The 13,579-nt window shown below is 63.8% G+C and carries 15 protein-coding genes; 10 read left to right on the top strand and 5 right to left on the bottom strand.

Annotated features, from left to right (window positions below):
- Nucleotides 1–14 precede the first annotated feature (14 nt).
- From HMI58_RS03775 to HMI58_RS03765, 3 genes are all read left to right on the top strand, one after another.
- Nucleotides 15–1,262 carry an MFS transporter gene (locus HMI58_RS03775; protein WP_171618207.1) on the top strand — a complete coding sequence of 416 codons (1,248 nt, stop codon included), beginning with the start codon at nucleotides 15–17 and terminating at the stop codon, nucleotides 1,260–1,262.
- A gap of 86 nt (nucleotides 1,263–1,348) precedes the next feature.
- Nucleotides 1,349–1,987, top strand: a complete 639-nt coding sequence (locus HMI58_RS03770; RefSeq protein WP_171618206.1) for a helix-turn-helix domain-containing protein — start codon at nucleotides 1,349–1,351, stop codon at nucleotides 1,985–1,987.
- A 30-nt stretch (nucleotides 1,988–2,017) separates the two neighbouring features.
- The gene (locus HMI58_RS03765; protein WP_171583988.1) at nucleotides 2,018–2,218 is read left to right on the top strand and encodes a hypothetical protein; all 201 of its coding nucleotides are present in this window, start codon (nucleotides 2,018–2,020) and stop codon (nucleotides 2,216–2,218) included.
- Nucleotides 2,219–2,246: 28 nt separating this feature from the next.
- On the opposite strand, the gene HMI58_RS03760 is transcribed toward HMI58_RS03765, so the two are convergent.
- Together HMI58_RS03760 and HMI58_RS03755 are read right to left on the bottom strand one after the other, a co-directional pair.
- Nucleotides 2,247–2,714 carry an Lrp/AsnC family transcriptional regulator gene (locus HMI58_RS03760; RefSeq protein ID WP_171618274.1) on the bottom strand — a complete coding sequence of 156 codons (468 nt, stop codon included), beginning with the start codon at nucleotides 2,712–2,714 and terminating at the stop codon, nucleotides 2,247–2,249.
- 106 nt (nucleotides 2,715–2,820) lie between these two features.
- A complete protein-coding gene (locus tag HMI58_RS03755) occupies nucleotides 2,821–3,258 on the bottom strand; it encodes a MarR family winged helix-turn-helix transcriptional regulator (RefSeq protein ID WP_205207868.1) in 438 nt (145 codons plus the stop codon).
- An 80-nt stretch (nucleotides 3,259–3,338) separates the two neighbouring features.
- On the opposite strand from HMI58_RS03755, the gene HMI58_RS03750 reads away from it, so the two are divergent.
- From HMI58_RS03750 to HMI58_RS03735, 4 genes are all read left to right on the top strand, one after another.
- Nucleotides 3,339–3,770, top strand: a complete 432-nt coding sequence (locus tag HMI58_RS03750) for an NUDIX hydrolase (protein WP_171583990.1) — start codon at nucleotides 3,339–3,341, stop codon at nucleotides 3,768–3,770.
- A 9-nt stretch (nucleotides 3,771–3,779) separates the two neighbouring features.
- On the top strand, nucleotides 3,780–4,832 hold the full coding sequence (gene rsgA, locus HMI58_RS03745) for a ribosome small subunit-dependent GTPase A (RefSeq protein ID WP_171618205.1): 1,053 nt from the start codon (nucleotides 3,780–3,782) through the stop codon (nucleotides 4,830–4,832).
- Nucleotides 4,833–4,894: 62 nt separating this feature from the next.
- Complete coding sequence (locus HMI58_RS03740; protein WP_171618204.1) at nucleotides 4,895–6,112, top strand: pyridoxal phosphate-dependent aminotransferase; 1,218 nt, start codon at nucleotides 4,895–4,897, stop codon at nucleotides 6,110–6,112.
- Between the two features lie 21 nt (nucleotides 6,113–6,133).
- Nucleotides 6,134–6,988 (top strand): PPK2 family polyphosphate kinase, encoded by an 855-nt coding sequence (locus tag HMI58_RS03735; RefSeq protein WP_171618203.1) that lies wholly within the window; start codon nucleotides 6,134–6,136, stop codon nucleotides 6,986–6,988.
- Between the two features lie 70 nt (nucleotides 6,989–7,058).
- On the opposite strand, the gene HMI58_RS03730 is transcribed toward HMI58_RS03735, so the two are convergent.
- Complete coding sequence (locus HMI58_RS03730) at nucleotides 7,059–7,310, bottom strand: exodeoxyribonuclease VII small subunit (RefSeq protein WP_171583994.1); 252 nt, start codon at nucleotides 7,308–7,310, stop codon at nucleotides 7,059–7,061.
- The gene (gene xseA, locus HMI58_RS03725) at nucleotides 7,307–8,659 is read right to left on the bottom strand and encodes an exodeoxyribonuclease VII large subunit (RefSeq protein ID WP_171618202.1); all 1,353 of its coding nucleotides are present in this window, start codon (nucleotides 8,657–8,659) and stop codon (nucleotides 7,307–7,309) included. The genes HMI58_RS03730 and xseA overlap by 4 nt, the downstream gene beginning before the upstream one ends.
- Nucleotides 8,660–8,840: 181 nt before the next feature.
- Between xseA and HMI58_RS03720 the strand changes: the two genes are divergently transcribed.
- Both HMI58_RS03720 and HMI58_RS03715 read left to right on the top strand, forming a co-directional pair.
- Nucleotides 8,841–9,713 carry a hypothetical protein gene (locus tag HMI58_RS03720; RefSeq protein WP_171618201.1) on the top strand — a complete coding sequence of 291 codons (873 nt, stop codon included), beginning with the start codon at nucleotides 8,841–8,843 and terminating at the stop codon, nucleotides 9,711–9,713.
- A 142-nt stretch (nucleotides 9,714–9,855) separates the two neighbouring features.
- The gene (locus HMI58_RS03715) at nucleotides 9,856–10,941 is read left to right on the top strand and encodes a 4-hydroxy-3-methylbut-2-enyl diphosphate reductase (RefSeq protein ID WP_171583997.1); all 1,086 of its coding nucleotides are present in this window, start codon (nucleotides 9,856–9,858) and stop codon (nucleotides 10,939–10,941) included.
- 31 nt (nucleotides 10,942–10,972) lie between these two features.
- On the opposite strand, the gene HMI58_RS03710 is transcribed toward HMI58_RS03715, so the two are convergent.
- Nucleotides 10,973–12,253: a DNA recombination protein RmuC gene (locus HMI58_RS03710; protein ID WP_171618200.1), complete on the bottom strand. Its 1,281-nt coding sequence runs from the start codon at nucleotides 12,251–12,253 to the stop codon at nucleotides 10,973–10,975.
- A gap of 86 nt (nucleotides 12,254–12,339) precedes the next feature.
- Between HMI58_RS03710 and ychF the strand changes: the two genes are divergently transcribed.
- Nucleotides 12,340–13,425: a redox-regulated ATPase YchF gene (gene ychF / locus HMI58_RS03705; protein ID WP_171618199.1), complete on the top strand. Its 1,086-nt coding sequence runs from the start codon at nucleotides 12,340–12,342 to the stop codon at nucleotides 13,423–13,425.
- The last annotated feature ends 154 nt before the right edge of the window (nucleotides 13,426–13,579 follow it).

Raw genomic sequence — 13,579 nt, 5'->3', positions numbered from 1 at the left:
CGTATGGAGAAGTCGTGAGCGTGCTGAGCGAGCTGCGGATGAAGCCGCCGGAGAGGGCGCGCTGGGCCTGGGATGCGTCGGTAAGGGCCAGACTGGTCCTCGCTGCCGTGGTTATTTCCACCCTGCTCATTGGTGCCAATCTGGCGACGCCGCTGTATCCGCTGTTGCAGGCGGAGCTGGGTATTACTTCCTTCGAGGTCACCGTTGCCTTCTCCGCCTATGTGGTGACGCTGGTAGTGGGCCTGCTGATGGTGGGGCACTGGTCGGATCACGTCGGCAGGCGTGCCGCGCTCGTCCTGGCCATTGTCATCGGGTTTGCCGGTGCCGGAGTATTTGGCGCGGCATCATCGTTGCCCATGCTGGTGCTTGGTCGCTGCCTCCAGGGAGCATCTGTCGCTCTCGCGACAGGGGCCAGTTCCGCGGCACTGCGCGATCTCCTGCCACACCGGCCCGACTGGGCCTCTCGATTCACACTCCTGGCGTCGGCAGGAGGGGTTGCGGCCGGCCCGGTCATCGGCGGGCTGCTGTCCCTCTTGCCGGATCCCACCCGGACGCCCTTCGCGCTGTACTCACTGGTTCTTGTTGGTTTGCTCCTGCCCCTGCTGACCTTGAAGGCCCGGCCGGCAATCCGTGCCGCCGACACTACCTCCCCTTTCAAGGCACTCAGGCCCCGGCGGCCCGTTGTCTCGCGTGCCGCCGGGCGTGCCTTCTGGAATGCATCGGCCGTAGGGTTTCTGAGCTTTGCGGTCTTCGGCTTCACTCTCAGCCTTGCCCCGACCTACTTCGCCTCACTGGCCGGTACTGACTACCGCCCCCTGATCGGCCTCCTCGCAGCCCTGGTTCTCGGATCGTCGGCGCTCAGCCAGTTGATGCGGGTGCGGGGTAGGCATGTCGTCACCATCGGCCTGACCGCCCTGGGTCTTGGCGTGGCACTGATTCCGGTTGCAGGGATGCTGGACAGCGTCATCCTACTGGTGCTGGCCTGCCTCCTGGCTGGTGCCGGCCAGGGAATCGCGTTCCGCACTGTCTTCAACGAGGTCGCACTGAAGGTCGAGCCGTCCCAGCATTCCCAGATCATCAGCACCCTCTATGTGTTGACCTATCTGGGCAGCGCCGCCCCGGTGGTGGGATTGGGTGCTGCTGTGCATCTGTGGGGACTGGATCGCTCAGTCACGGGATTCGCGGCAGTGATAGCGCTCGCCAGTGTCCTGCTGGCTGCCGGTAGCCTCCGCCGATCGCTCAAGTCACGGCTGGTGGACTGATCGCACCGGCGTGCCCTCTAAATACGCAAAGATTTATTTGCAAAGAAATGCTTGCAAAGAAACCTTTGTACTTTTATCATTGAAGTATGAATCTTCGCGATGAGCCAACGGACCGTTCAGATGACCGCACCCTTGATCTGGCCGGGCTCAAAGCACTGTCCCATCCGCTGAGAATCCAGCTCCTGGAACAGTTGTCGCAACTCGGTCCGCAGACAGCGAGTTCGCTCGCAGCCAGTCTCGGGGAATCCAGCGGTGCCACCAGCTATCACCTACGCCAGCTCGCCAAGCATTCGCTGGTTCGGGAGGTCGAGGGACGGGGGTCCGCCCGGGAGCGGTGGTGGGAACGGCCCCCGGGGGCACTCACCCTCTTCTCCAAGGATCTAGCCGCCGATCCAGCGGCTTTGCACGCCTCGAAGATTGTGAACCGGGAAATCGAACACCACCGAGCCGTCCTCCTGCAGGACTTCATGGAGCAGGGGTACGAGTTTCTTCCGGAGAACTGGTTCAACGGGTCAGTCATCGCCACCATGAACGCCCGCCTGACAGCCGAACAACTCGCCGAAGTCACCGAGGAGATGCTCGGCCATGCCAGGGCGCTGCTCGAAAAATACCGCGTCAGCGGCACCACCGATCCGAACGCCCGCGCCGTGCAAATGCACTTCAACGCGTTCCCGATCCTGCAGGGGCAGTTCGACACCCCCGTGCAACGGGATAACCCCTCCTGATCCGCAACGAAGAATCAGAAAGATGTAGCCATGACCACCACTTTTGTTACCTCTGCGCCCTCAATCCGACCCACAGGCTTCGAAGCCCTCTTGATCCGCGTCGGCCACCGCTTGATCTCCACGGGAGAGCGGATGGCCGTCAACCATGCCCGTCACAGCGAAGCGGTGGTGGCCCACGATGAGCGCCGTCGGGATCTCTCGGCACGGCACCACTCAGGACTGCTGCCCTAGGTCTGCCCATGGCTGCGGAGGTTCCTCGTCAGCTGGAGCCAGGGAGCACTCCAGAGTTACCGGGCAGATGGTTGAACACCAGCGTTGTCTCGGTATGGCCTACCACCGGATCCGTCGTCAAATGATCGAGTACCCAGTCCCTGAGGACCTCGGTGCTGGGGACCGCCAGATGCAGCAGGTAATCCACCGATCCCGCCACATGGAAAGTGGACACCACCTCGGGCAGTAGAGGGACCCGGGCGGTGAACCGGTCGATCTCCTCCCGGTTGTGGCCCTTGAGCTGTACCGACACCATCGCCTGCACCGCCCGGCCGACCGATGCAAAGTCGAGCTGGGCGTGGTAGCCGCTGATGATCCCACGTTCCACCAGCTGCCTGGTCCTCAAGAGGGCGGTCGAGGGTGCGACCCCGATGCGCTCGGCCAGCTGGGCGTTGGTAACCCGCGCATCAGCCACCAACTCGCGCAGGATCAATCGGTCGGTGTGGTCAAGCGCCATCGGCTCCCTGGATCGTGCGGGGGTTCCTGATGGTTCGGGTGCGGCATCGTGAGCCATGGGCAAGCCACTTCCTGATGAACTACTGCGGTTGTCTCAAGCCTAGCCCTCACGAGTCGTCCGCGTTCAGTGCCGTGGTGCAGTTGCTGATCAAACGGTCGAGCTGGTGGCGCAGGACGGCGTCGTCGACCCCGTGGTCGACGGCGTCCAGCGCCGCTTCGAGTCCGTGCCAGGCGGCATCAGTCAGTCGCCTGCCCGTAATCGTCAGGTTGACCACGTTCGCACGGGAATCCGAGGCGCTGATCGTGACATCCACCAGCCCGAGCCCCGTCAACTGCTGGATCCGCTGGGTGACTGACGCCCTGCTCACGTCCAGCGACTGGGCTATTTTTTGCTGGGAGGAGGGCCCGGCAATCCGTACGGCTAGCAGCACCAGGAACGGGGCGTAGTGGATGCCGTGGCGGGTGAGGAGATACTCATCCGAGACGCGGTTCACCAGGGAGGTTGCGCGGTGCAGCTTGAACACCGTCGACTGTCGAAGATCCATACTGTTAAGTTGTTAACGTTTCGGGGTGCAGGTCAAGTATGTCGCTGAGCGATTCCTCAAGATCTGGCAGACTTGCCGCCATGAGCGCTGAATGGGACACACGGGTCGGGGCCTATGGCCTGATCATCAACGAGTCAAAGATTCTGCTGGCACATTGGAACGAGGCTGGCTCCACGGGATGGACCCTGCCGGGCGGGGGACTCGAGCTGGGAGAGGACGCGCCCACCGCAGCCGTCCGCGAGATCGAAGAGGAAACGGGATACACGGCGCTGCTGGACGACCTTCTCGGTGTCGATAGCTTGCACATCCCCGGCTCCTCGCGGCACAACGGGTCGGGTCGGCCGATGCATGCCCTGCGGATTGTCTACCGTGCGCACACCACTGGCGGAGTGCTTCGTCATGAGGCTGACGGATCCACCGACCGGGCTGCCTGGGTGGATCTCGCCGATCTTCCGACCCTGAACCGGGTGGAACTGGTCGATATCGCCCTGACGATGGCCAACAGGGAATGAGGGCTGCCGATGGACGAACTGCAGCACTATGGCCTGACCGACCGGATTAGCTCGCTCTTCGGAGCTGCCTTCCCGGATCGGCAGTGCAAACCGGGGCGCGTGGTCAGGGTTGACCGCAGCCGGATGCTGGTCGCGACGGCGCGTGGCATTGAAAAGCATGACGCACGCCCCGACGTCGCTACCGGTGACTGGGTGGCGCTGACGGGTGCTGACTCGACGCACTCAGCGATCGTGGGGGTCATGCCCCGGTACTCGGTCCTGCAGCGCAAGAAGGCTCATGATCCACTCGCTGAGGTCCAGGTTCTTGCGGCGAACGTCGACCTGGTGGGCGTGGTGGTCCCCCTTGATCGGCCCATCTCGTCCAACCGTCTGGAGCGCACCCTGGTGGCTGCCTGGGATTCGGGTGCTGTCCCGCTAGTCATTCTTACCAAGGCAGACCTGAGCAACCGGTTCGATGAGGTGGTTGCGCAGACCGTCGAACGGGCCGGAGCCGCTGAGGTGCTCACCACCTCAGCGGATACCGGCGACGGCCTGGACGAGGTGCTGGCGCGTTTTCGTCCCGGCGCCACAGTCGTGCTGCTCGGTCCCTCCGGAGCGGGGAAATCCAGCTTGGTGAACGCACTGGTCGGCACGGCGGTACAGGACACCGGGGCGGTGCGGGCTGGCGATGGGAGAGGGAAACACACCACGACGTCGAGGGAACTGATTCCCCTGCCGGGAGGCGCGGTGCTAATGGACACGCCAGGGGTGCGTGGGTTTGCCCTGTGGGACGCCGCGGACGGCCTGGATGAAGTGTTCGGTGACATTGAGGAACTCTTCGCCCACTGCCGATTCACCGACTGCCGCCATGGACCGGAACCCGGGTGTGCTGTCCAGGCGGCCCTCGCCAGTGGGGCGCTCGAGGAGCGGCGCTGGCTGAGCTACCAGAAAATGGCGGAGGAGCTGGAACATCTTCACCGGCGCCAAACCGACGTCAGCCGGATCCGGGATCGCGGATCTCACCATCAGGCCAGAGAGTCCGCGATGGCGAAGGACCACCGCAATCGGTTCCGTAAAACGTAACCTCACAGGTGGCAGGGCAGCCAATCACGTGTCCCACGGTGCCTCTGTGGCATCCTGTGTAAATGGCAGAATTCAAGCAGTCGACTAAGCTCCACAACGTTCTCTACGACATTAGGGGGCCGCTGCTCGATCATGCCAAGTTCATGGAGGCGGAGGGACACCGGATCCTGAAGCTCAACATCGGGAATCCGGCGCCATTCGGGTTCGAGGCCCCGGAAGCCATCCTGGTCGATATGATCCGCCACCTCCCGAAAGCGCAGGGCTACAGCGATTCCCGGGGCATCTTCTCCGCCCGGACCGCTGTGGTGCAGTACTACCAAAGCCACGGCCTCACCCACATGGACGTCGACGACGTCTACCTGGGGAACGGGGTCAGCGAACTGATCACCCTCTCGCTGCAGGCGCTGCTCAATAACGGCGACGAGATCCTGGTGCCCACCCCCGACTATCCCCTCTGGACTGCCTCAGTGAGTTTGGCCGGGGGGACCGCGGTGCACTACCTCTGCGACGAGGAGAATCACTGGTGGCCCGATCTGGAAGACCTGGCCTCCAAGATCACCAGCCGCACCAAGGGGATTGTGCTGATCAATCCCAACAACCCAACCGGTGCCGTTTACCCCCGGTCGATCATCGAGGGCATGGTGAAGCTGGCGCGTGAGCACGGTCTTATCATCTTCGCCGACGAGATCTACGAGAAGATCCTGTACGACGACGCCGTCCACATCAACGCGGCCACCGTCACCGGCGACGACGTCCTGTGCCTGACCTTCAGTGGCTTGTCGAAGGCCTACCGGATTGCCGGATTCCGAAGTGGGTGGATGGCGGTCACCGGGCCCAAGCACCAGGCTGCCGATTACATTGAGGGCATCAACCTCCTCGCGAATATGAGGCTGTGTGCCAACGTGCCGGCACAGCATGCGATCCAGACGGCACTCGGTGGCCACCAGAGCATCAATGACCTCATCCTGCCCGGGGGCCGGCTGAGGCAGCAGCGGGACAAGGCCTACCAGCTGTTGAACGAGATACCCGGGGTCAGCTGTGAACTCGCCCAGGGAGCCCTCTACCTGTTCCCGAGGCTGGACCCTGAGGTGTACCCGATCAAGGACGACGAGCAGTTTGCCCTCGACCTGCTCAAACAGCAGAAGATCCTGATTTCCCATGGCCGGGCCTTCAACTGGATCAACCCTGACCACTTCCGCATGGTGACCCTGCCCAATGTTGACGATCTTGAGGACGCCATTGGCCGGCTGGCCGAGTTCCTGAGTACCTACAAGCCCTAGTCCGTCTTCGAAAGGATCACGATGCCGTCAGCGCCCGCGTTCAAGACAAGCCCCACCCAAGGCCTTCTGGCGGGGCCGGATGTGGACCTGGCTTCGATCCGGCCGCGCTCCACCCCGGGGTTTTCAGGTGGCAAGAAGAAGGGCAAAGCCAAACTCGCTGAGGGGAACGCCCAGCTTTCGGACCTGCAGGAAAAACTGTTCGCCGAGAGCAGGTTCGGCAGCGAGATCTCCCTGCTGGTGGTTCTGCAGGCGATGGACACGGCGGGCAAAGGCGGGATCGTCCGCCATGTGGTGGGGGCCGTAGATCCGCAGGGCGTGAAGCACTATGCCTTCAAGGCTCCCACCCGCGCCGAGAAGCGCCATGACTTCCTGTGGCGTGTCAGGAAACAGCTTCCTGGGCCGGGGATCATCGGCGTTTTCGACCGGTCTCACTATGAGGACGTGCTGATCCAGCGGGTCCGCGGGATAGCGGAGCCCGCAACGATTGAGGAGCGGTACGGCATCATCCGCGACTTCGAGGCCGGGCTGACGGAGAGCGGCACCCGCATCATCAAGGTGATGCTTCATATCAGCCCGGAGGAACAGAAGGAACGCCTGACGGAGCGGCTGAAACGCAAGGACAAGCACTGGAAGTACAACACCGGTGACCTTGACGAGCGTCAGCTGTGGGATGAGTACCAGGCGGCCTACCAGATAGCCATCGAGCGGACGGCTACCCCCGACGCCCCGTGGTACGTGGTCCCCGCGGACCGCAAGTGGTATGCCCGTATTGCGGTGCAGCAGTTGATCATCGATGCGCTGCAGGACATGCAGCTGAGCTGGCCGCGCGCCGATTTCGACGTCGCGGCAGAGAAGGCACGGCTGGCGAATTCCTGACCCGGTTCCGCCCGGCGGTCAGCTAGGCAGCGCCACGCCGTGGTTCAGCGTTGTCCGGTGATATGCCGGTTTAGCCCGACTGTTCAGCCTTGTCCCGCGCCGCGGCGAGACGCTTCTTGGCGCCTTCGAGCCAGGATTCGCAGTGATCAGCCAGGGCCTCACCGCGCTCCCACAGGGCGAGCGAGCGCTCCAGCGTCACCCCGCCGGCCTCGAGCTGGCTGACGACGGCGACGAGTTGCTCCCGGGCCTGCTCGTAGGACAGGGAACTGACATCTGCATCCGGTCCGGTCTCACCGGTCGATGGCGCTGTGGGTTGGCTCATGGGATGTCCTTCGGTTCGGTGGAGGGAGATACGTGGCTGGGGGCGAGCGCTGACGCGGCCAGGTCGCCGCGCGCCAACCGGATTTTAAGCAGAGTCCCAGCGGTGACGGTTGCAGCATCACGGGCGACGGACCCGTCAGCCAGTTGGACCACCGCATACCCGCGGTCAAGGGTGTTCTGCGGCGACAGTGCTCTCACCTGTGACCGTAGGTGGTGCACCCGGTCGATGTCGCGGGCCACTGCCGAGGTGACAGCCTGGCGTGCCCGTCCACGCCACCGTTCGACGTCCTCCACCCGCACTGACACCATGCCCTCGGGCTGGGCCAGGACCGGGCGGGATCGCAGATGGGTGAGACGCTCCGTTTCCCTGGACACCAGTGTGTCGATGGCGCGTGACAACTGTGCGCGCGACTGGCGGATCCGCTGAAACTCCTCGGCGACGTCGGGAACCACACGCTTCGCGGCATCGGTGGGGGTGGAAGCCCGCAGATCAGCGACTTCATCGATCAGTGGACGGTCGGCCTCATGACCGATCGCGCTGACAACCGGGGTACGGGTGGCAGCGACGGCCCTGACCATCTCCTCGCTGCTGAACGGCAGGAGGTCTTCCAATGACCCGCCGCCGCGGGTGATGATGATGACGTCGACGCTGGGGTGGGCATCGAGCTCTGCCAGAGCAGCGGTCACCTGGCCCACACACCCCACCCCCTGGACGGCGACTTCGCGGATTTCGAACTCCACGGCGGGCCAGCGAAGACTGGCATTGCGCAGGACGTCCTTCATGGCATCCGATCCACGACCGGTGATCAGGCCAATCCGGTGGGGCAGCAGCGGCAGGGGCTTGCGCAGCCGCGCGGCGAACAGGCCCTCCGCTGCCAGCAACTGGCGAAGGCGTTCAATTCTGGCCAGCAGGTCGCCCAGTCCCACCTGCCGGATCTGCCAGGTCTGCATGGACAACCGTCCGGTCTTCAACCAGAAATCGGGCTTGAGTTGCGCCACCACGCGCGAACCGTGCTCGAGGGGAAGCTCCAGCCGGGACAGCACATTGCCCCGGATGGTCAGGGGCAGCGACACCTCTGCGTCGACATCCCGCAGCGTCACGAAACACATGTTTGACCGGCGGTTGACCTCGATCACCTGTCCCTCCACCCACGCAGCGGGGGCCCGCTCAAGGTGGGCCTTGAGTTTCTCGGACAGAAGATGGAGGGGCCACGGGCGATCGGCGGTGGTCTCGGCGGCCGTGGCGGGCAACGTCGTCGGCCCGCCTTGCCTGGCGTCAACCAGCGGAGGCGTCCCGGTTGGCGCACCCGCAGCGAAGTTTGGCGGCTGCGCCGCTCCTTCGTTCTTCATTAGTTGACACTCCCAACGCTCGTGGCGGGAACAGGCGGTAGACCTTCCACACGCACACCTGTTCCCCTAATGTCTATCAGCTTGCACCCCCTCTGGGTGTCCACGCCGGGTAGGTGTGGAGGAATAGTGGTGTAGGAAGTGCATAATCGATACTTCTGCCACTACAAGCCAGGGACGACACATGCGGACAGTCGGTGCAGCACTCTTGGTGCTGATCGCGGTGGTACTTGCGGGCGTCGCCCTGCCGGGTGCCTGGATCGAACGGAACCTCGTGCAGGCTGACGGTTTTGTTGAACTCGCCGGGCCGCTCGGCGCTGATCCCGAGTTCCAGGCCCAGCTGACGGACGCTCTCGCCGCTGGGGCGACCACGGCCACCGAGCTTCCGCCAGCGCTCGCGGACATCATCGAGCCCTTGATCGCTGATGCGGCAGCCACCGTCGCCGCCCTGCCGGGGTACCCCGCGGCCTGGGACGATACGCTGCGCCGCTCCCATAAGCTGAGCTTTCCGACCGAGGTGAATCTGGGCACCGGGGTGGAGTCGCCCCAACCCCTCAGGCTCGATCTGACCCCCGTGGTGTCACTTGCGCTCCAGGAGGTCGGCTCGGGAATCGGTATTGAGGTTCCGGAACCCGCTGAGACCTTGATCGAGATCGGTCCGGCAGAGCAACAGGCGTCTCTGGGGCAGTTGGCAGCCGTCTCTGGTCTGTGGCCCGTCCTGCTGATCGCAGCCGGGATTAGCGCACTGCTTGCCATGGTCGTTGCCCGGCGGCGTGGCACGACGCTGGCACTGCTCGGCGTGGGGATCGCTGTCGTCGGCGGGCTCTACTGGCTGGCCTCCGGCGCAGCGCCGGGAGCCGTCGAACAGTTGCGTGTGCAGAATGCCGCCATCGAAAGTCCCATTGCTGCACTGTTCAGGGAGGGCCTGGTAGCGAGGGCTGTTGAAGATGCCCAGCCGCTGGCACTGGCAGTCGTCGGAGTGGGAGTGGTGTGCTGTGTGGTGGGCGTGGCGGCGAGACTGCTTGGCGGCGGACGGCGTCGGGCCCAGCAGGCCTAGCTGCGAGGGACCGACCTAGCGGATCAGCGCAGCCGGGCTGACCCTGATTGACCCACTCGGATTAGCCCACGCAGGGTTAGCTCTGAGCGGATCACAGCTGGCGGCTTCGGGTAGCGCGGCTTCGAGCCGTTAGCATTGAAGGATGACCAGCACAGCCGTCTCAGTGCCCATGCCTTCGGTACCTCGGAGGCGGCGTTCGCCTGCCGAGATCGACGCCGCGCAGCCCGTCGAGGGGGGACGCAAAGTCCTGCTTGCCGCTCCGCGCGGTTACTGTGCCGGAGTGGACCGGGCCGTGATCGCCGTCGAAAAGGCGCTGGAACACTACGGTGCCCCGGTGTACGTCCGCAAGCAGATTGTTCACAATCTGCACGTGGTCAGCACCCTGGAGGCCAAGGGTGCCATCTTCGTCGAAGAAAACGAGGAAGTGCCCGAGGGGGCACTGGTGGTCTTTTCCGCTCACGGAGTGTCACCTGCAGTGATCCAGTCGGCCGAAGACCGGGGGCTGCGAACCATTGACGCGACCTGCCCGCTCGTCACGAAGGTCCACAAAGAAGCTGTCCGTTTCGCGCGCGACGATTTCGATATCCTGCTGATCGGCCATGAGGGACATGAAGAAGTCGAGGGAACCGCGGGGGAGGCCCCTGACCACATCCAGATCGTCAATGGGCCCGAAGACGTGGACAAGGTAACGGTGCGCGATCCTGAGCGGGTGATCTGGTTGTCCCAGACCACGCTGAGCGTCGACGAGACCATGCTGACCGTCAACCTCCTGAAGGAGCGGTTTCCCACCCTGCAGGATCCTCCGAGCGACGACATCTGTTACGCCACCTCCAACCGCCAGGCGGCGATCAAGAAGATATCGCCCAGCTCTGACCTGGTGATCGTTGTGGGATCGGCCAACTCGTCGAACTCCGTGCGGCTGGTGGAAGTGGCACTTGAGTACGGCGCGAAGGCGTCCTACCGGGTCGACTTCGCCAACGAGGTCGACGAAACCTGGTTCGAGGGCGTCTCGACTATCGGCGTAACCTCGGGTGCGTCAGTGCCCGACAACCTGGTCCAGGACGTACTGCGTCTGCTGGCCGAGTACGGGTACGGCGACGTCGAAGAAGTGGTGACGGCCGAGGAGGACATTATCTTCTCGCTTCCCAAGGAGATCCGCGCCACCCTGAAGGCGATGGGAGACTCCACCAGCGGTGTCGGTGGCAGAGGACCCCGGCCGAAGCGATGATCTGCGATCATCGGCTTCCCTGCAGCCGTCCCTAAGCGCTGCGGCGGTCGTCGTCGCTGTTGGAGTTGCTATCGTTCAGCAGTTCGGCAGCGCTCAGGAGCCGTGGCGTCGTTTCCACCGGCGACACCCTCAGCGGTCCGGACTTCTCTGCTGGCTGTGTCGAGTCGCCCAGGGATGCCGAGTCGAAGTCGTTGATCCGTCGGGCTGTCGGCAGCACCCGTGTCTCTAGGGTCCCCACGAACGAGTTGTATTTCTCCACCGACGATTTCAGCGAGTTGCCGAGCTTCGTGACGTGCTCGCCCATGGTGCCCAGCCGGTCGTACAGCTGCCGGGATAGATCGAAAAGCTCCTTCGCGTGCTCAGTCAGCACATCCTGCCGCCAGCTGTACGCCGCACCCTTGAGGATGGTCAGAAGCGACACCGGCGACGCCAGTGCAACATTGCGGGCGAAGGCGTAGTCGAGGAGGCCCGGATCGGCACGGAGGGCGGTGGAGAGCACCGACTCCACCGGGATGAAGCACACCACCAGCTCGGGGGTGTTCTCCACTCCGAGCCAGTACCTTTTCCGGGCCAGGGCATCAATGTGAGCGCGGAGAGCCTTCGCGTGCTGTTGCAGGAGGAGGTCCCGCTGGCCCGGTGCGTTTCCCTCGCCGGTCTCGGATCCTTCCGGTAGCTCATGGGCGTCAAGGAAGGCGGCCAGCGGTACTTTCGCATCCACCACCAGCTGTTTGCCGCCGGGCAGCTGCACAATCATGTCCGGCCTGGCAGCAGAATCCTTCGCGCCGGCGTTGAGGGTGATGGTGGCCTGCTCCAGGAAATCGACGCGGGCCAACATCCCGGAGGCTTCCACCACCCGGCGCAACTGCACCTCACCCCACTGCCCACGCGCGCTGTTGCTGCGGAGCGCAGCAGTCAGGGAATGCGTCGTGGACAGAAGCTGTGCATCCGAGTGCCTTGCCTCGCGGAGCTGCTCTGCGAGCTGGCCGAACTGTTCCACCCGGTCACGTTCAAGAACACCCACCTGGGTCTGCAGGTGGTTCAGCTTGTCCGCAACCGGCGCCAACGCACGCAACACCGACTGGTCGCCGACCGATCGATTGGTGAGGTCCCGGTTCTGGGCCACCAGCATCCGGTTCTCAGCCGTCGCCGTCGCCAGGGCTGCGGTGGTGCCGCCCAGACGGCCGCCGACGTCGTCCAGTTCCTCCGTCAGTCGCTGTATCCGGGGGCGAGCCGCCCAGCCCATGCCAGCGGCGCCAACTATTGCCCCAACAAGGAGCGCCAACACGATCAGAACCACAATGAATCCATCCATGGCACTACAGTGACAGTCGCCACCGACATTTTGTGGATCCGGCGGCGGCGCGGTGGAAGCCGGGGCAAACGGTAGACTCTATTCCCGTGGCTCTTACTATTGGCATCGTCGGACTGCCCAACGTCGGCAAATCAACCCTTTTCAACGCGCTAACCCGCAACAACGTGCTCGCAGCGAACTATCCGTTCGCAACGATCGAGCCGAACGTGGGGGTGGTCAGCCTGCCGGACGCGCGTCTTGGCCAGCTGGCTGAGATCTTCGGGTCGCAGCGCATCCTGCCCGCCACCGTCTCCTTCGTGGATATTGCGGGAATCGTCAAGGGTGCATCCGAGGGGGAGGGGCTGGGCAACCAGTTCCTCGCCAACATCCGGGAAGCCGAGGCCATCGCCCAGGTCATCCGCGTGTTCGACGATCCTGACGTGATTCATGTCGACGGCAAAGTCGATGCGCGCTCGGACATGGAGACGATCAACACCGAGTTGATCCTCGCCGACCTCCAGACCCTTGAGAAGGCCATTCCGCGGGTCGAGAAGGAAGTCAAGATCAAGAAGCGGGAGCCCGCCCAGCTGGCTGCGATGATCGCCGCCCAGTCGGTGCTGGAACGCGGGGACACCATCTTCGCGTCGGTGGCTGAGGACAAGCTGGAGATGGAGCACCTGCGCGAGCTGAGCCTGCTGACCGCCAAGCCCTTCATCTACGTGTTCAACGCCGACGACTCGGTGCTGGGCAATGAGGAGAAGGAAGCGGAACTCCGCGCACTCGTCGCCCCCGCTGACTGCATCTTCCTCGACGCCAAACTCGAATCCGATCTGGTGGAACTGGATGTAGAGGAAGCCCGCGAGATGCTCGAGATGAATGGCCAGAGCGAATCGGGCCTTGATCAGCTCGCACACGTCGGTTTCCACACTCTCGGGCTGCAGACCTATCTGACGGCGGGCCCCAAGGAAACCCGGGCCTGGACCATCAACAAGGGTGCGACGGCGCCCGAAGCTGCGGGGGTCATCCATACCGATTTCCAGCGGGGCTTCATCAAGGCAGAGGTGGTGTCCTTTTCGGACCTCGTCGACGCCGGATCGATGGCCGAAGCCAAGTCCCGCGGCAAGGTCCGCATAGAAGGCAAAGAGTACGTCATGGGCGACGGCGACGTCGTGGAGTTTAGGTTCAATGTTTAGTCTGATCTACCTATGTGCGTCGTCCGAATAACCGGAACACCCGGGTCGAACTGACAAACGCGTGTTCGGCTACCTCGAGATTTGGCACTACAGTAAGCGCCGTCATAACCAGCTGGGTCTGCTGCACCGACTAAGGGCATTTTGACCTGCCCTA

Source organism: Arthrobacter sp. 147(2020) (assembly GCF_013116715.1).
Classification (GTDB): Bacteria; Actinomycetota; Actinomycetes; order Actinomycetales; family Micrococcaceae; genus Arthrobacter_D.
Note: the sequence above shows the minus strand (reverse complement) of the source record. Positions and strands in the feature narration are given on the sequence as shown.